This is a genomic window from Vibrio sp. MMG023, from assembly GCF_021654215.1.
In the GTDB taxonomy this organism is placed as follows: Bacteria; Pseudomonadota; Gammaproteobacteria; order Enterobacterales; family Vibrionaceae; genus Vibrio; species Vibrio jasicida.
In genome coordinates, this window is the sequence record NZ_JAKFZP010000002.1 from 823,904 (window position 1) to 841,946 (window position 18,043).

Annotated in this window: 13 protein-coding genes; 5 read left to right on the forward strand and 8 right to left on the reverse strand. The window is 45.6% G+C overall.

The annotated features are described in order from the left end of the window. Positions 1-15: 15 nt before the first annotated feature. From L1076_RS08880 to hrpB, 8 genes are all read right to left on the reverse strand, one after another. Entirely contained in the window at positions 16-1,029 is a 1,014-nt protein-coding gene (locus L1076_RS08880; RefSeq protein ID WP_038878931.1) for a Fe(3+) ABC transporter substrate-binding protein, read from the reverse strand. Positions 1,030-1,180: 151 nt separating this feature from the next. Next, on the reverse strand, positions 1,181-2,410 hold the full coding sequence (locus L1076_RS08885; RefSeq protein ID WP_005439399.1) for an ammonium transporter: 1,230 nt from the start codon (positions 2,408-2,410) through the stop codon (positions 1,181-1,183). Positions 2,411-2,435: 25 nt separating this feature from the next. Then, positions 2,436-2,774, reverse strand: a complete 339-nt coding sequence (locus tag L1076_RS08890) for a P-II family nitrogen regulator (protein ID WP_005439398.1) — start codon at positions 2,772-2,774, stop codon at positions 2,436-2,438. 188 nt (positions 2,775-2,962) lie between these two features. After that, a complete protein-coding gene (locus tag L1076_RS08895; RefSeq protein WP_038865812.1) occupies positions 2,963-3,331 on the reverse strand; it encodes a YacL family protein in 369 nt (122 codons plus the stop codon). Between the two features lie 317 nt (positions 3,332-3,648). Then, positions 3,649-6,237 (reverse strand): bifunctional aconitate hydratase 2/2-methylisocitrate dehydratase, encoded by a 2,589-nt coding sequence (gene acnB, locus L1076_RS08900; RefSeq protein ID WP_038870528.1) that lies wholly within the window; start codon positions 6,235-6,237, stop codon positions 3,649-3,651. A gap of 269 nt (positions 6,238-6,506) precedes the next feature. Beyond that, positions 6,507-8,822, reverse strand: a complete 2,316-nt coding sequence (locus L1076_RS08905; protein ID WP_038878927.1) for a patatin-like phospholipase family protein — start codon at positions 8,820-8,822, stop codon at positions 6,507-6,509. An 87-nt stretch (positions 8,823-8,909) separates the two neighbouring features. Then, entirely contained in the window at positions 8,910-11,300 is a 2,391-nt protein-coding gene (gene mrcB / locus L1076_RS08910) for a penicillin-binding protein 1B (protein WP_237303518.1), read from the reverse strand. Further along, positions 11,293-13,761, reverse strand: a complete 2,469-nt coding sequence (hrpB, locus tag L1076_RS08915) for an ATP-dependent helicase HrpB (protein ID WP_237303519.1) — start codon at positions 13,759-13,761, stop codon at positions 11,293-11,295. The genes mrcB and hrpB overlap by 8 nt, the downstream gene beginning before the upstream one ends. 67 nt (positions 13,762-13,828) lie before the next feature. Here hrpB and sfsA point away from each other — a divergent pair, with 67 nt between their 5' ends. The 5 genes from sfsA to folK all read left to right on the forward strand — a co-directional run bounded on the left by sfsA (position 13,829) and on the right by folK (position 18,031). Next, positions 13,829-14,545, forward strand: coding sequence for a DNA/RNA nuclease SfsA (gene sfsA, locus L1076_RS08920; RefSeq protein ID WP_038870521.1), 717 nt, complete (start codon positions 13,829-13,831; stop codon positions 14,543-14,545). Between the two features lie 136 nt (positions 14,546-14,681). Beyond that, positions 14,682-15,128, forward strand: coding sequence for an RNA polymerase-binding protein DksA (gene dksA / locus L1076_RS08925; RefSeq protein WP_010450149.1), 447 nt, complete (start codon positions 14,682-14,684; stop codon positions 15,126-15,128). 88 nt (positions 15,129-15,216) lie between these two features. Further along, positions 15,217-16,080, forward strand: a complete 864-nt coding sequence (gluQRS, locus tag L1076_RS08930) for a tRNA glutamyl-Q(34) synthetase GluQRS (RefSeq protein ID WP_038878922.1) — start codon at positions 15,217-15,219, stop codon at positions 16,078-16,080. Positions 16,081-16,181: 101 nt separating this feature from the next. Then, positions 16,182-17,549 (forward strand): polynucleotide adenylyltransferase PcnB, encoded by a 1,368-nt coding sequence (gene pcnB, locus L1076_RS08935; protein WP_038870516.1) that lies wholly within the window; start codon positions 16,182-16,184, stop codon positions 17,547-17,549. Beyond that, on the forward strand, positions 17,546-18,031 hold the full coding sequence (gene folK, locus L1076_RS08940) for a 2-amino-4-hydroxy-6-hydroxymethyldihydropteridine diphosphokinase (RefSeq protein ID WP_038870514.1): 486 nt from the start codon (positions 17,546-17,548) through the stop codon (positions 18,029-18,031). The genes pcnB and folK overlap by 4 nt, the downstream gene beginning before the upstream one ends. Positions 18,032-18,043 lie beyond the last annotated feature (12 nt).

An 18,043-nucleotide genomic window follows, 5' to 3' on the forward strand; every position in this document is an offset into this window, starting at 1 on the left:
TACCCCCACATGGAATTAAAGGTCAAATTTCACTTCATCTAGTAGCTTGATTGCTGCTTCATGGTGAGAAGCAATATCATCTAGAGAAATCGTATCTGCTTTGTAGTCACCCCAAGATTCCACAAGCTCAGAACGCTTAACACCTTCCTTCACTGGGTACTCGTAGTTTACTTCTGCGTACATTTGCTGCGCTTTGTCACCCGTTAGGAACTCCATAAGCTTCACAGCGTTGTCTTTGTTTGGAGAGAACTTCGCCATCGCCATACCAGAGATGTTCACGTGCGTACCTGTTGTCTCTTGGTTAGGGAAGTTGATGTATACCGCGTCTGCCCAAGCTTTTTGCTCTTTGTCGTTAACCATCTTACCTAGGTAGTAGCTGTTACCTAGAGAAACGTCACATAGACCTTCTTTGATTGCTTTAACTTGAGCACGGTCGTTACCTTGAGGCTTACGAGCTAGGTTCGCTTTTACGCCTTCTAGCCACTCTTTAGTCTCAGCTTCACCGTGGTGAGCGATCATAGAAGATACTAGAGATACGTTGTAAGGGTGCTTACCGCTACGAGTACAGATTTTGCCTTTGAACTCAGGCTTTGCTAGGTCAGCGTAGTTGAAGTCGTCACCTAGTTTACCAACACGGTCACGTGAAGAGTAAACGTTACGAGTACGTAGAGTAAGAGCAAACCACTCGTTTTCTTTGTCTTGGTACTGTGCTGGTACGTTTTCTTCGATGATTTTGCTGTCTACCTTTTGAACCAGACCTTTGTTTGTCAGTTCAGCTAGACGGCTGATATCTGTAGTAAGGATTACGTCAGCTGGGCTGTATTCGCCTTCTTGAGCCAACTTCTCTGCTAGACCTTTTTTCGCAAACTTCACGTTTACTTTAATGCCAGTTTCTTTAGTGAACTCGTTGAACATAGGTTCAACTAGGAAAGGTTGACGGTAAGAGTACACGTTCACTTCTTCAGCAGCCATTGCCGTTGGAGCCAGAGTAGCGCAAGTAATCGCTGAAAGAGTTAGCAGTTTTTTCATTGTTTAATCCTTTACCATGCTAATGATAACGTTTATCAGTTGCGTTATTATATGCATGTTCAATAAGAAAACAATTAATCAATAAAAAAACCTGCTCATTGGAGCAGGTTTTTTAATGTTAAGTTTGTAACTATTTATTACATTGTGAGTGTTATTTCACAGTCACGAATTCTGGGTAAGCACCAACACCACAGTCGTGCATATCCATACCTTCTAACTCTTCGTCTTCCGATACGCGGATACCGATTGTCGCTTTCAGGATTGCCCATACCACTAGGCTTGCACCAAATACCCAAGCAAAGATAACTGCCGCACCTAGAAGCTGTGCACCAAACGTTGCATCACCGTTGCTCAGTGGCACAACCATTAGGCCGAAGAAACCACACACACCGTGAACTGAGATAGCACCTACTGGATCATCAATCTTAATCTTATCCAAGCCAATGATGCTGAAGACTACTAGCGCACCTGATACCGCACCAATCGCCACAGCATAAAGCGGTGATGGAGATAGAGGGTCTGCCGTGATAGCAACAAGACCAGCTAACGCACCGTTCAAAATCATCGTTAGGTCTGCTTTACCCCAAGTTGTTTTACATACAAATAGTGCGGCAATTGCACCTGCTGCAGCTGCAGCGTTGGTGTTTAGGAAAATTTGACCAACTGCAGTCGCGTTCTCAAAATCCGAAACCATAAGTTGAGAACCGCCGTTGAAACCGAACCAACCGAACCAAAGGATAAACGTACCCAATGTAGCAAGAGGCATGTTTGAACCTGGGATTGGGTAGATTTCGCCATTTTTACCGTATTTACCTTTACGTGCACCCAGTAATAGTACGCCTGCTAATGCTGCTGAAGCACCCGCCATGTGTACGATACCTGAGCCCGCAAAGTCACTAAAGCCTGCTTCTGATAGGAAGCCACCACCCCAAGTCCAGTAACCTTCCATTGGGTAAATAAATGCAGTCAGTACCGCTGAGAAAATTAGGAAAGACCAAAGCTTCATACGCTCTGCAACCGCGCCAGAAACCACTGACATTGCTGTTGCTACAAATACGACTTGGAAGAAGAAGTCCGACTCTAGAGAGTGGTCTGCACCTTCACCTTGTGTGCCAATTAGTGCACCAAATGATGGTAACCAACCGCCTTCACCGTTATCAACATACATAATGTTGTAGCCAACCAATAGGAACATGGTACAAGCGATCGCGTAAAGACAGATGTTTTTAGTTAGAATTTCTGTTGTGTTTTTAGAGCGAACTAAGCCCGCTTCTAACATGGCAAAACCTGCTGCCATCCACATGACCAACGCACCGGAAATGAGGAAGAAAAAGGTGTCGAGTGCGTAACGTAATTCAGTTACCGTTGTTGTTAATTCCATGATAGTTCTCCAATCCCTTGAATTCTTAAAGTGCTTCTGCGTCCATTTCGCCAGTACGTATACGCACCGCTTGGTTTAAGTCGTAGACAAAAATTTTGCCGTCACCAATCTTGCCGGTTTGCGCCGCTTTAGTGATGGCTTCTACCACGCGCTCCACATTGTCTGCATGGGTAGCGATTTCTAGTTTTACTTTGGGTAGAAAGTCGACTTGATACTCGGCGCCACGGTATAGCTCCGTGTGGCCTTTCTGACGACCAAAACCTTTAACCTCTGATACTGTCATCCCTTCAATACCGACATCAGCCAATGCTTCGCGTACATCGTCTAACTTAAAAGGTTTTATAATGGCATTAATGATTTTCATTGAATCTTCTCCGCAGCTTTCATCCTGAAACATTCATATTAATCCAAGCGGCGTGCCAACTTTTTATCCCATTGATTTATATAGAATTAGTAAAATTAACAAACTTATAAACAAAAAGGGCGCACCATATCGGTGCGCCCTTTTCACAAATATAAGGCAATCCTAATTAGACTACCCAAAACTGTGCATTAAATGTTCAAAAAGTCTTTCCATTGCTCTATCAAGGCACAAAAATCTTCTATACCACAGCTGGCTGTACTCTCTGCATCGTAGAAATCAAACTCGCTTTCCATTTCCACTTCATACTCATGGCCCAGCGCGTTTTCTTGCACTAGCACCTCATCACCGTGGATCATCAAACTGATCTCTGCACCGGTCAATCTATGCTCTTGAGATGGCGAAGAAAATGCCTGATTAATTAAAGCTTCTACCTGAGCAATTTTTGCTGGGTCTTTGCCTATTTCTTCTTGCAACCAACGACCCACAATCTCATGCCCCATGCTGCATTTGACATAGTATTCGCCCATCAATGTGTTGCGGATGAATTCAAATTCCATCGTGATCGCCTTTTCGTATCAATTTGGTGCGGAGTATACAGAGAGATGTTAGATGGGAGAAGCGAGAGACGAGAGACGAGAGACGAGAGACGAGAGACGAGAGACGAGAGACGAGAGACGAGAGACGAGAGACGAGAGACGAGAGACGATTTCATTTTGCCGATTTAGGAACAATTACTGTCAACACCTTTGAGCCCATGCATTTATCTCTAATATTCCTGCATGTACCTCCCAACACTTAGAGCGAAGCGTTCTGCAAAAAAAAACGCCCACCAATCGGTGAGCGCTTATTCAAGTATTAACAAAACTTACTAAGATTATGCAGGCTCTTGGAAGATCACATCATCTGCTTTCTTGGTGTACTGTTCCATCTTGTGGAAATTCAAGTAGCGGTATGTGTCTGCTGCTGTCGCATCAATCTGGTCCATGTAAGACAGGTATTCTTCCTTAGTTGGAATCTTACCTAGAATCGCACCAACCGCTGCAAGTTCAGCCGAGGATAGATAAACGTTCGCACCAGTACCTAGACGATTCGGGAAGTTACGAGTAGACGTCGACATTACCGTTGCTTTATCCGCAACACGAGCCTGGTTACCCATACATAGCGAGCACCCTGGCGTTTCAATACGAACGCCGGCACGGCCATAAATACCGTAGTAACCTTCTTCAGTTAGTTGGTCACGGTCCATCTTGGTTGGTGGTGCTACCCATAAGCGAGTATCAAGCTGGCCGTTAAACTTGTCGAGCAATTTACCTGCTGCACGGAAGTGACCAATGTTCGTCATACAAGAACCGATAAATACTTCATCAATCTGAGTACCCTGAACGTCAGACAGAAGACGCGCATCATCTGGATCGTTAGGTGCACAAAGAATTGGTTCGTTGATTTCCGCTAGATCGATTTCAATCACATGTGCGTATTCAGCGTCTGAATCTGCTTCCATCAACTCTGGGTTTGCTAACCACTCTTCCATCGCAGTAATACGACGTTCAATTGTACGACGGTCACCGTAACCTTCCGAAATCATCCATTTAAGCATAGTGATGTTCGAGTTTAGGTATTCATCAATCGACTCTTGAGAAAGCTTCACAGTACAACCCGCTGCTGAGCGCTCTGCCGATGCATCTGAAAGTTCAAATGCTTGTTCCACAGACAGGTGTTCAACACCTTCAATTTCTAGGACACGGCCTGAGAATTCGTTGATCTTACCCGCTTTCTCTACTGTTAACAGGCCTTGCTTGATACCGTATAGAGGAATGGCGTGTACAAGATCACGTAGCGTGATACCTGGCTGCATTTCACCCTTAAAGCGCACCAAGATTGATTCAGGCATATCAAGAGGCATAACGCCTGTTGCTGCTGCAAATGCCACTAGACCAGAACCTGCTGGGAATGAAATACCCAGAGGGAAACGAGTATGCGAATCACCACCAGTACCAACAGTATCTGGCAGAAGCATACGGTTCAGCCATGAGTGGATAACACCATCGCCTGGACGAAGCGATACACCGCCACGGTTCATAATGAAATCAGGTAGTGTGTGGTGCGTGTTCACGTCGACTGGTTTCGGATATGCTGACGTATGACAGAATGACTGCATCACGAGATCCGCTGAGAAACCAAGACACGCAAGATCTTTTAGCTCATCACGCGTCATAGGGCCTGTCGTATCCTGAGAACCTACCGTTGTCATCTTAGGCTCACAATATTGACCAGCACGCACACCTTCTACGCCACATGCTTTACCTACCATCTTCTGAGCTAATGTATAACCTTTGTCAGAAGCAGTTGGATCAACGGGTTTAGCAAACAAATCTGTCTCTTCAAGACCAAGAGCTACTCGAGCACGGCTCGTTAGACCACGACCGATGATCAATGGAATACGACCACCAGCACGTACCTCATCAAGCAGCACTTTACTCAGTTCAAAGCTTGAGATCTCAGAACCTTCTTTACGAACCACACCTTCGTACGGGTAAATGTCGATCACATCGCCCATATTCATGTCTTGTACGTTTAGTTCAATTGGTAACGCTCCTGAATCTTCCATCGTATTGTAGAAGATAGGCGCAATCTTACCGCCTAGACAGATACCACCAGTACGCTTGTTTGGTACAAATGGGATATCTTCGCCCATAAACCATAATACTGAGTTGGTCGCTGATTTACGCGAAGAACCCGTACCAACAACATCACCTACGTATGCTAGTGGAATGCCGTCTTTTTGCAGTTCTTCAATTTGGTTGATTGGACCAACGCTGCCAGGTTGATCCGGGTTGATGCCATCACGTTCCATCTTAAGCATCGCTTTCGCGTGTACTGGAATATCTGGACGAGACCAAGCATCTGGAGCTGGAGACAGGTCATCGGTGTTAGTTTCACCGGTTACCTTAAAGACTTTAACCGTGATTTTTTCCGCTACTTTCTCTTTCGTTGTAAACCACTCGGCTTCCGCCCAAGATTGAAGGACTTGTTGAGCGAACGTGTTGCCCGCTTTCGCTTTTTCTTCAACATCATAGAAAGCATCAAACATTAACAGGGTATGAGACAGTGCTTTTGCTGCGATAGCCGCAAGAACATCATCATCTAAAAACTCGACGAGCGGAGCGATGTTATAACCACCTTGCATCGTACCTAGTAATTCTGCTGCCTTTTCACGGCTAACAAGTGGAGACGATACTTCGCCTTTAGCAACCGCAGTCAAAAAGCCAGCTTTAACATAAGCCGCTTCGTCTACGCCCGGTGGGATACGGTTCTCTAGCAGGTCAAGAATAAAGGCTTCTTCACCTTGCGGGGGATTTTTCAGAAGTTCAACAAGTCCAGCAACTTGTTCTGCGTCTAGCGGTTTAGGAACAACTCCTTCGGCAGCACGCTCTTCGACGTGTTTACGGTAGGCTTCAAGCACGACTTTTTCCTCTCATTGCGGTTCCTCCTTCTTATTACTGTTTTTAAAAATAAAGGAGTGAACATCCTTGGAAACTTGGCTCTCCATTGCCCTTGTTTTCATTCAATTCTTGATTGAGAAACAGCGCCGCAGAGGCCAAACTGTGGGCGAAAGGATAGCAAATTTAACCTTAAATTAAAATCTCATCATTTTGACCAACATAGCAACTTACGACTAAAGTCCTGTTTATTTTGGCTAAATATGCGGAGATATTGCTGTCCTTTTCCCGGTTATTTAAATGATGTTCCAACGATCAGGTACACAGCATCTAAATCTTGCTCTGTACGACCGTATGCCAACATGATTGGTCCTACTGGTGAATCAACACCAAAGAAAATCGATGCGGCATTATACAGTGGCGCTTCATTAAGCTTCAGATCGTTATCTGACCAAACACCACCGTGTTCAAGTGATGCGCCTAGGTACACTGGCGCTTCAAACAGACCGAAGTCGTTATCCATCCATTTATAACGATACACCAAGCTGGTATAGAATAAGTTCTGCCCAATCAGGCTATTACGTGGAATACCAGATAGATTCAAGAAACCACCAAGTTCACGTGGGTCTAACGGGATCGAGGAGTTTTTGCTTTCTACAAAGCTGTATTCCGCCTGTCCGACTAAAGTATGACGACTGTGCGTCACTGCGCCTTTGAAACGTGCCGTGATCTCATACACAGTATCTTCGATATCACCATTAGTATTGGTTTGACGAAAATCTTCAGGGCTCTTGTCATGAGACACCAGGTAATCCAAATCAATCAACATACCATGCGTGGGAAAAGCAAAGTCGTCTAAGGTATCTAGACGGTAGTTAGCAAATACCCCCAAACGCTCGTAATCAAAAGTCCCAGCAGATGCGAGCGTTGAGGCCTCTATTTGCCCTTTGGTATAACGCCCACCAACACGGAACTCTTGCCATAACGTCGGTTGCACACCCGCAGCAAGTTCCGTTATGAACTCGGTATACGAGACAGGAAGAAAATCGTAAACCGAACCTATATCCGGGTTTTCTAAATCACTAAAAGGCCAGTTTCGGTTTTCGTTGTTGTAATTCAACTTACCCGAAACAAACAACTCCTGACTCGACAGTACCGGTGAATAAAGCTCGGCTTCAATCAACTTATCTGTACCCATGTCAACATTCAGCGTTAGCTCGGCACCATGTGAATTTAGATTAGTGAAGTTCGACGAGATACCAATGCCATATTGGCTGTCAGTATTAAAGTCATCTTCTAAGAAAAAGCGGAAGTTCAGGTAGTTTGGTCCCCAAGACTTCTCATTCACTTCAAAGACAAGTAGGTTAACACCTTCAATCTCTTCAAAATGGTAAGTAATCAGTTCAAAACGATCTAAGGCATAAAGATTTTCGACTGCTTTTTCGATTTCAGCCGTTTTGAGAGGACGACCAGTATCAAGCTCGAGTCGGTTGGTAAGTAAGACATCACTGTAGTGGGTGTTATTGACAATAACAATTTGATCAACAACCCGCTCATCACCATATTCTAATCCTTTACGAACGTCTTGTTTGTGCTCGATATATTTTTGGTATTCCGCGTTAGAGACACTCAAGGATTCAAGCTTGGATTTGAGTTTTTTAGTGATGTCGTAGCCAGCTTGAAATGCACTCGGCATCTTTTCAAATTCTACGGTTTCCATTTGCCCAACATCTGGACGAATGTAAACATCATCATCTTTCAGAGTTTCCGCTTGCTCTTGAGTGCTACGACGCACCAAATAATTCGACAACTGATCCGCAACCGCAAACAAGCCGGTGAAGTCTTCTTTGTTTTTATAATCTGTACTGATGTCGACCGCAATGACTATATCCGCTCCCATCGCGCGCGCTACGTCGACAGGCATGTTATTGACAACGCCACCATCCACCAGCATATGACCGTTGAGCTCGTATGGAGGAAGCGCGCCCGGTACCGACATGCTCGCCATCATCGCATCAACTAAGTAACCGTTATCGAGCACGACTTCATCAAGCTCGACGATGTCAGTCGCGACAGAACGATAAGGGATAGCAAGTTGGTCAAAAGAGTCAAAGCGTCCTAGATTGCCCGTCGTTTCGCGCAGAATGCGCAACATGTTCTGCCCTTGCACAACACCAGTTGGGGAACGCACCTCACCAAACCTCAGACCAAGATCTGTCGTTATTTGGTAGCGGTCTTCGTATTCTTTGTCGCGAACGCGACGTTGGCTGCGATCAACGCGATCTCGGTAACCACTGTTCCAATCCACGCTGTAGATAAAACTCTCAATTTCATCAGCACTCATACCCGTCGCGTACAAACCTCCGACATAAGCGCCCATGCTTGTACCGGTAATGATATCAACGGGAATGTTCATCTCTTCAAGGGCTTTAAGCACACCAATATGCGCAGCGCCTTTCGCACCACCACCAGCGAGAACCACCGCAATTTTAGGACGAGAGCCGTCCTCTTCGAGATGTTTAGCAAAGGAAGGTGTGGCAATCAAAAAGGAGCAGACCCAAAGCGCAAAACCATGCACTAACGGGCTATTGGACATCTTTTTGAACATTCACATCTTCCTTTACTGAATATTGATCAACTACTTTTACTAAGAATCGACCAATGAAACAAGTCAGTGATAGCGTTTTTGGTAGCCTTACCAATCAAATAAATTATTCAACCAGTTCGATTTTTTCTCGCACTGCTGTTTTATTTGGCCTGTTTTATCCCACACTGGCAACTTATATTCGCTACGACAGTTCAGTTCCAACGCACCATTCGCCGCTTTTTGGAAACCCAATGTCGTCACTTCTTTTGGCCATGGCAATTCCAGTCGCTCAGGGATACGTTGCTGCAAATATTCGGCGTAAACACGCAGAGCACCGCTTGAACCCGTCAACTTGGTAGATTTATTATCATCGCGCCCCAGCCAAACGGTTGTCACTTCCCGACCATCAACACCGACAAACCAACTATCACGGCTGTCATTACTGGTGCCCGTTTTACCTGCTAACGCCGCCCATGAGAATTGGCTTTGTAAGAAACGGCCAGTTCCTTGTGCAACACCTTGCTTCATTGCGTATGTAGTTAGCCATGCCGCTTGCTGATCAACAGCCTGAGCCGAACGAGGCAGTGATTGATAAATCACATTACCATCCATATCGATAACCGAACGCAATGCTGACAGTTTCGCGCGTTTACCCGAGTTTGTTACCGTCTGGTACATCTGTGCGACTTCATATGGCGTCAGAGAGAAAGAACCTAAGAACATAGATGGCACTGGGCGGATCTCATTTTTATCAACGCCGAGACGTTCTAGCGTATCAGAAACCTCAGGAATACCGAGTTCCATCCCCAAACGAACGGTTGGCACATTAAGAGATTTCGCTAGCGCTAGGTATAGAGGCACATCACCACGGAATTTACGGTCGAAATTACGTGGCGACCAAACGCTACCCTTACTGCCTTTCAAACTTAACGGCGTATCGTGAAGCGTGGTAGCGAGGTTGTATTTCTCTGGTTGCTCTAATGCCGTCAAGTAAATTGCAGGCTTCACTAACGAACCAATTGGACGACTCGCATTCAATGCTCGGTTAAAGCCCTCGTAGCCGACACGCTTACCACCAACCATGGCACGAATCTCGCCACTATGACGGTCAACCGCAACCGCTGCAGCTTCAAGTTCTTTACCTGCTCGCTTAGCCAACTCAGGTACCTTTTTCGCAATCGCTTGTTCTAGCTTACTTTGCGAAACAGGATCGAGAGACGTAAACAAACGTAACCCCGTTTCAGCTTTGAAGTTATCACCCACTTTTTCTTTCAGCTCAATATTCAGTTGCTGGAAATAAGCGGGCTGACGGCTTGCTATACGAGGTTTACTTTGCGTATCTAACGGACGATTGACTGCTTGTTCATACTGTTCAGAAGTCAGCATGTCTTGTTGCATCAAGAGGCGTAAAACTAGATCACGACGTGTTTTCGTGCGCTCAGGGTAACGAATTGGATTGTAGTAAGATGGCCCTTTAACCATACCCACCAGCATCGCAAGTTGGTCGATACGAAGCTCCTGGATTGGTTGTCCAAAGTAGTATCGTGATGCCAAAGCAAAGCCATGAATCGCATCCCCGCCACTTTGACCGAGATAAACTTCGTTGAGGTAAGCCTCAAGAATTCGATCTTTGCTGTATCGATAATCCAAAATCAGTGCGATATACGCTTCACGAACTTTACGCCATAACGTTTTATCGCGAGTTAAGAATAAGTTTTTTGCTAACTGCTGGGTCAGCGTACTGCCACCTTGTACGGTACGGCCTGCCTTGATGTTGGCAACAAGTGCACGACCAATCGCCAAAGGAGAGACTCCATCATGCTGGTAGAAATCACGATCTTCGGTCGCAAGAAGTGCATCGACAAGAATTTCAGGGAATTGATCACGACGTAGGAACAATCGTTGTTCGTTTTGATCTTTCTCCAGCATACCCAACATCTTAGGTTCAATACGCAAGTAACCTAAATCTCCTTTTGATTCGAGAGATTGAATGCGCGTTAAGCCGCTGCTTGAGAAATGCAACATCACGTGACGATCAGGCTCAGGGCCATCAGCAAATTCAAAAGGACGACGGATGAGCTCAATACGAGTGGAAGAGGAAGAGTATTCGCCAGGATAACGCGGTTGACTAACCTTACGGTAATTCAAAACATCTAGCTCGTTACGCATCTCTTTGATGGTAATGTTCTCACCCGGACTCAAATTGAGGATACGCGCATAAACGACAGTTGGCAGATCAAACAGCTGGCCGTCAAAGCGATCTTTCACCACACTATCAAGATAGATACCGACAAACAGCAACACCGCCGCAAGCGCTACACCCGCTTTCCAGCTAAATGACCAAATGATTTTAAGCCAAGACCGCTTGCCATTACTTGGCTTCTTCGATGGCGGTTTTCTCGGTCGCTTCGCACCGCTTTTCTTAGTGGCAGTCGTTTTACTTGACGTTGTTTTCTTGGCTGGTGCTCTTTTTGCACCGGGCTTTTTTGTATCAGTCATTATTCAATTGTCTTTTTGTTTTTGTTGTCGCTACATGAGTGGCAGGATCGTCAGGCCAAACGTGTTTTGGATATCGGCCTTTCATCTCTTTTTGCACTTCTTTGTAGCTTCCTGCCCAAAAGGCAGCTAAATCCGTTGTCACCTGAAGAGGCCGTTGTGCTGGAGAAAGTAACTCTAACACCAATCGCTTGCGACCTTGTGCCACCGTTGGAGAAGTGCTCTCTCCAAACACTTCTTGCATACGCACTGACAGCACAGGCTCATGACCAAATTGGTAACGAATGCGCTTTTTCGAACCTGTTGGTAAGCGATAATCTTCTGGCAACCACTCATCAATCTGTTGATTCAACGGCCAACCTAATCGAGCATTCAATGCTTCCACAAGGTTCACTTTCGCCAAATCTTTCACCGATGAAACCGTGCTCATGTACGGCTCTAGCCACTCTTCTAGGCCATTAAGCAAACTGGTCTCATCAAAACTTGGCCAGGCTTGCTCAGGTAACCATTCCACTGCGCAGCGAATACGTTCTAACAAATTTTCCGCTGCCGACGTCCAGTTTAGACTCTGTAAGCCCTGACGGCGGACATAAGTGAGTAAAGCTTGTGTCATTTTTTCTTTACCCGGACTAGGCAAGGCTTCACGCTTAATCACCAGTTGACCAAGTTTGATTTGGCGTTCAGCAATCAAACGGCCTTTTTTCTCATCCCAATCAACCAACTCAGCCGTAGTAAAAAGGTGCTCGAACATTTCTTGTAATGCATTGATATCTAAGTCACAAGCTAGGTTAATTTGGCTTGAGTTAGAATGCGAGCGCATCAAATCAATCGCAACTAAGTAATCACAACCACCGAGTGTCTCTTCTGGTCGACACTCAGCACCATGCCCGTTCGACAAAGTAAAACGACCATATTGGTTAACACGCTGCTGCGCAATGCGATCGGGGAAAGCTAAGCTCAATACTAACGCTAGCACTCGCTCATCAACATCAGGTAGGCTGAATACTATATCCAGTTTGTGCGCCAGCGCTTGAGATCGCTTGTGCAATATAGCTTTCTTTGCATGTGTACCACTTACCCAGCGATGTAGACTATGCGCGATGTTAGTCACATTGCGCTCGGGCTCTTCAATTAGGGCGACCGCAGCCAAAGCGGTATTTAGCATTTTTTCACTGCACTGCTGTGCTTGAATCAGCATTGCTGCTGAGCGCGGCTCTACACCAAGAGCGTGGGCCGTTTTACCTGCAGAAGTGAGTTGGCCTTGCTCGGTAAGTAACCCTAAAGAAATCAACAGCTGTTTAGCCTGAGCAAGCGATGCTGAAGAAGGAATATTCAACCATTTAAGCTCTGCGATATCCCCTGCTCCCCAGAATGATAGTTCCATGACCAAGCTTGCTAAATCTGAGTGCAGGATTTCTGGTTGGGGAACTTGCGGTTGCTGCTTGAATTGGCTTTCCGAATACAACCGGACGCAAATGCCCTCTTCAATACGACCGGCACGACCTGCCCGTTGAATTGCCGACGATTGAGCAATTCGAACTTGTTCGAGACGCGTTAAACCGTTTTTCAAATCAAATCGTGCAACTCGTTCTAATCCTGAATCGACCACTAAGCGAATACCTTCAATGGTTAAAGACGTTTCCGCAATGTTGGTAGCCAACACAATTTTTCGTTTACCAGATGTCGTAGGAGCAATAGCTTTTTGTTGCTCGGCAAAGCTCAATTGACCATATAAAGGGCAAACTTCCACAGTATTAGGAAGGTGTGACAAACGTTCCGCGACCTGCTTAATTGCCCCAACGCCGGGCAGAAAGGCGAGCAACGACCCTGTTTCTTTCTGAATTAGACTTTCAATCGTCCTTGCCATTGATGTGGGCAAATGATCATTTGTACCCAGAGGTAAATAACGCGTTTCCACCTCAAAACTTCGCCCTTCAGACTCAATATATTCAGCCTCTGGCAACAAGGTTTGTAAGGCATCTTGGTCAAGCGTAGCTGACATCACGACCAGCTTGAGGTCGTCTCTCAACGCTTCTTGAACCTCTAAACTAAAGGCCAATGCCGTATCAGCATGAATACTTCGCTCATGAAACTCATCAAAGATCAGCAGGTCGATGCCATCTAACTCTGGGTCATTTTGGATCATCCGAGTCATGATCCCTTCCGTTACAATTTCAAGTTGCGTATTTTTACTTACCTTCGTCTCACCACGTACACGATAACCAACTCGATCTCCAACTTGTTCCCCCAACTGCTGTGCTAGATAACGCGCAATATTACGAGCCGCTAAACGTCTTGGTTCTAGCATGATGATTTTGCCCGTGACGGTTTGGCTTTGAAGAAGCTTTAGAGGAAAGAATGTCGACTTACCGGCACCCGGCGCAGCTTTTAAGATCACTTGATGTTGATGATTAACCGCAGCAAGTAATTGCGGCATCACGGCTTCAATCGGCAATTGTGACAAAGGAAATACCTTGTGTTGTAATGTTGGCAACATTGTACATAAAAACAGTCCCCCCTAAAGAAGCAAAATGCATTTCGAACCTACTCTAGAGTCAGCGACTCTGCTCAAACGCTACAAACGCTTTCTTGCCGATATCGAATTGGATAACGGCGAAGTTCGCACTATCCACTGTGCCAATACTGGTGCAATGACAGGCTGCGCCACACCAGGCAACAAAGTTTGGTACTCCACTTCTGATAACCCTAAGCGCAAATACCCCAATAGTTGGGAGCTCAGTGAAACACAACAGGGCCATAAAATCTGTATTAACACCGCTCGAGCTAACCAACTTGCCGTAGAAGCAATTGAAAATAATGTCATTTCAGAACTGTGTGGGTATGACAAACTTCAAACTGAAGTGAAATATGGCAATGAAAATAGTCGAATTGATATCTTGCTCAGCGCAAGTGACAAATCAAAGTGTTATATAGAAGTGAAAAGCGTCACGCTGTTGGATGAAGAAAGCGCATCCGGCCAAGGCTATTTCCCTGATGCCGTGACTACTCGAGGACAAAAGCACCTGCGAGAGCTCACAGAAATGGCACAAACTGGAAGTAGAGCCATACTTTTATTCACTGTTTTACATTCAGGTATTGAAAAAGTATCTGCGGCGCACCATATAGACGCGAAATATTCAACTTTACTAAAACAAGCACAAGACGCTGGAGTGGAAGTTCTCTGCTACAAAGCTGAACTGAGCAATACTGAAGTCAAGCTAATCTCTGCTATTGAATTTATCAATTAAGAGAAAAAATGATGTCATCTTCACAATGACGATAAGTTTGCAATTCAGTAATTGCCTGCACCGCCTCTTTTTGCTATAGATACCCGCCTTAAATTGACTGCAAAGCAGTTGACTAGGTGTAAGTAGGAGATGCTGTATGCCAGAATCAAAGAAGAAAACGATAGGCATCCTAGCCATTGCCGGTGTGGAGCCATATCAGGAAAAGCCTGGTGAAGAGTACATGTCACCAGAACAGGTTGAACACTTTACGAAAATCTTAACAGCTTGGCGTAATCAGCTCAGGGAAGAAGTCGATCGCACTGTACACCATATGCAGGACGAAGCAGCAAACTTCCCAGATCCAGTTGACCGTGCTTCTCAAGAGGAAGAGTTCAGCTTAGAACTGCGTAACCGTGACCGTGAGCGTCGCCTGATCAAGAAGATCGAAAAAACACTAGATAAAATCACTGAAGAAGATTTCGGCTTCTGTGAATCATGTGGTGTTGAAATTGGTGTTCGTCGCCTTGAAGCGCGTCCAACCGCAGACCTTTGTATCGACTGTAAAACACTTGCAGAGATCAAAGAGAAACAAATGCAAGGTTAATCAACCAAGCATGATGATTATTGAAAGGGAGCTCAGGCTCCCTTTTTGTTTTGGCTTAGCTTTATTAGAATAATTTCGAGATACACGCATGACACGCTATGTAGGTCGATTCGCACCATCCCCTTCTGGGCCATTACATTTTGGATCGTTAGTAGCTGCGCTCGGCAGCTACTTTCAAGCGAAAGCCAATCACGGAGATTGGTTGGTACGTATCGAAGACCTTGATCCACCGAGAGAAATGCCGGGAGCTTCTGACGAGATTCTAAGTGCACTACGCGCTTACCATTTGCACTGGGACGGCAACGTCGTATACCAAAGCGAACGTCATCACTTATACCAAACACAAATCGATGCTTGGTTAAAGAATGGCGACGCTTATTATTGCCAATGTACTCGCAAGCAAATTAAAGAACACGGCGGCTATTATCCGGGAACATGTCGAGATAAAGGCTTGAAAGAAGGCGCGATTCGCCTAAAAATGACCAAACCTATCGCTGATTTTCTCGATAAGAAACAAGGCACCATGACGATTCCAGAAGCTCTAGTAAATGAAGATTTCATTATTAAACGTCGAGATGGATTATTTGCCTATAATCTTGCGGTAGTATTAGATGACATCGACCAAGGGGTTACCGAAGTCGTTCGTGGTGCGGATTTAATTGAGCCCACAGGTCGTCAAATCAGCTTGTACCAAATACTTGGGCAACCAGAAGTAAGCTATTTACACTTACCGTTAGCGATGGATTCAAACGGTAATAAGCTGTCAAAACAAAACCATGCGACGGCTATTGATGTCGACAATCCGAAGCCAGCTCTGCTGCATGCCATGACATTTTTAGGCTTTGATATACCTGACGATGTAAAAGGCGCAAACCTTGAAGAAATACTGCGTTGGGGTTGCGAAAATTGGCACTTAGAACAGCTTCCAGCAGAGATCGAGATCACACCGTGATTCTCAAATGGCACTGCGTAGGCTATCATTAGCCGCAAAATTGGCCCTCGAGGCGTAGAAACTAACCAAAGCAAGATTGGATTAAACCCAGTTATTGCCAGATGCACATGAATACAAACGACTATACACCAAGCGAATCTGCCATGATCCCAGAACTCGCTCTTAATGTAATTACTCGTGAAGAGCACAACATCTCGCGTAAGCATATCAGTGACAATGCACTGAAAGTGCTATACCGACTGAACGGTGCCGGTTTCGATGCTTATCTTGTAGGTGGCGGGGTTCGAGACTTACTGCTTGGACAAAAACCAAAAGACTTTGATATTGCAACGAACGCGACACCAGAGCAGATCAAACAGTTATTTAGAAACTGCCGTTTGATCGGTCGTCGCTTCCGTCTCGCACACATTATGTTTGGTCGAGACATCATCGAAGTTGCAACGTTCCGTGGTCACCACCAAGAGCAACAGAACAAAAGTATCTCCCAGCAATCGAAAGAAGGGATGCTACTTCGCGACAACGTATACGGCACCGTAGATGAAGATGCCGAACGTCGCGACTTCACGATTAACTCGATGTACTACAACATTGCAGACTACTCAATTCACGATTATGCGCGTGGTATTGAAGATCTAGAAGATCGCCTTATTCGCCTGATCGGTGACCCAGAAACCCGTTACCGCGAAGACCCAGTACGTATGCTGCGTGCAGTTCGCTTTGCGGTGAAATTGGACTTCGATATCGAAGAAGATACCGCGGCACCAATCGAAGAGATGGCACCACTACTACGTGATATTCCATCGGCACGTCTGTTCGAGGAATCACTGAAACTGCTTCAGTCTGGGTATGGGCTAGAAACCTACCATTTATTGCGTGAATACAACTTATTCCAACAGTTGTTCCCTGCAATTTCAGAGCACTTCACTGAAGATTATGAATCTCACACTGAGCAAATGCTTGATTTAGTGTTGGATTCAACCGATATGCGCATCGAAGAAGGTAAGCGTATTAACCCTGCCTTTATGTTTGCTGCAATGCTGTGGTACCCACTGTGTGCAATGGCAGACAAACTCATGGAACAGCGTAATCTGTGCCATTACGATGCCATCATGGAAGCAAGCAACATCATTCTTGATGACCAAGTACGTTCAATCGCCATTCCGCGCCGTCATACCGCGACCATACGCGAGATTTGGCAGCTGCAATTACGTCTTCCACGTCGCAATGGTAAACGTGCTTTCCGCCTGATGGAGCTCAATAAATTTAGAGCTGGCTTTGATTTTCTTGAAATGCGCGGTGAAATTGAAGGCGGCGACACTCAGAAGCTTGCTAAGTGGTGGGAAACTTTCCAAAATGCTGGCCGAGAAATGCGCCAAGCCATGGCGGCAGACCTAGATGGCCAAGCACCAAAAACAGGCCAACGACGTCGTAAAACCTATCGCAAGAAAAAGAGTAAACCAAACTCATGATCACAGCGTACATTGCGGTAGGCAGTAACTTGGCTGATCCCGTCAGCCAAGCTAAATTAGCGATTGAAGCACTGAAGACCCTGCCTAAAACAGAGTTTATTCAAGCTTCTTCGCTATACAGCAGCACACCAATGGGTCCGCAAAACCAGCCGGATTACATCAATGCGGTTGTGGCAATTAAAACCAATTTGACGCCACTTGAACTGCTCGATTGCACCCAAGCAATAGAGCAAGAGCAAGGGCGTGTCCGTAAAGACGAGCGTTGGGGACCAAGAACCTTGGATCTCGACATCGTGTTATACGGCAATGAGGTGATTGATTCCGAAAGACTGACAGTTCCACATTATGGAATGAGAGAGCGCGAGTTCGTACTCTACCCTCTTGCGGAAATTGCACCAAGTTTACAACTCCCAGACGGGATCGAGGTGTCGTCACTACTTGAAAAAGTAGATCGCAACGGCCTCAATATTTGGCAGTCATAGCCAACTCCTAGT

Bases quoted from the DNA above. Each gene is read 5' to 3' on its own strand.
- dksA (WP_010450149.1), top strand. From the start codon at position 14,682: ATGCCAGAATCAAAGAAGAAAACGATAGGCATCCTAGCCATTGCCGGT.
- sfsA (WP_038870521.1), top strand. From the start codon at position 13,829: ATGCATTTCGAACCTACTCTAGAGTCAGCGACTCTGCTCAAACGCTAC.
- L1076_RS08890 (WP_005439398.1), bottom strand. From the start codon at position 2,774: ATGAAAATCATTAATGCCATTATAAAACCTTTTAAGTTAGACGATGTA.
- gluQRS (WP_038878922.1), top strand. From the start codon at position 15,217: ATGACACGCTATGTAGGTCGATTCGCACCATCCCCTTCTGGGCCATTA.
- L1076_RS08885 (WP_005439399.1), bottom strand. From the start codon at position 2,410: ATGGAATTAACAACAACGGTAACTGAATTACGTTACGCACTCGACACC.
- L1076_RS08895 (WP_038865812.1), bottom strand. From the start codon at position 3,331: ATGGAATTTGAATTCATCCGCAACACATTGATGGGCGAATACTATGTC.
- mrcB (WP_237303518.1), bottom strand. From the start codon at position 11,300: ATGACTGATACAAAAAAGCCCGGTGCAAAAAGAGCACCAGCCAAGAAA.
- L1076_RS08880 (WP_038878931.1), bottom strand. From the start codon at position 1,029: ATGAAAAAACTGCTAACTCTTTCAGCGATTACTTGCGCTACTCTGGCT.
- L1076_RS08905 (WP_038878927.1), bottom strand. From the start codon at position 8,822: ATGTTCAAAAAGATGTCCAATAGCCCGTTAGTGCATGGTTTTGCGCTT.
- folK (WP_038870514.1), top strand. From the start codon at position 17,546: ATGATCACAGCGTACATTGCGGTAGGCAGTAACTTGGCTGATCCCGTC.
- pcnB (WP_038870516.1), top strand. From the start codon at position 16,182: ATGCACATGAATACAAACGACTATACACCAAGCGAATCTGCCATGATC.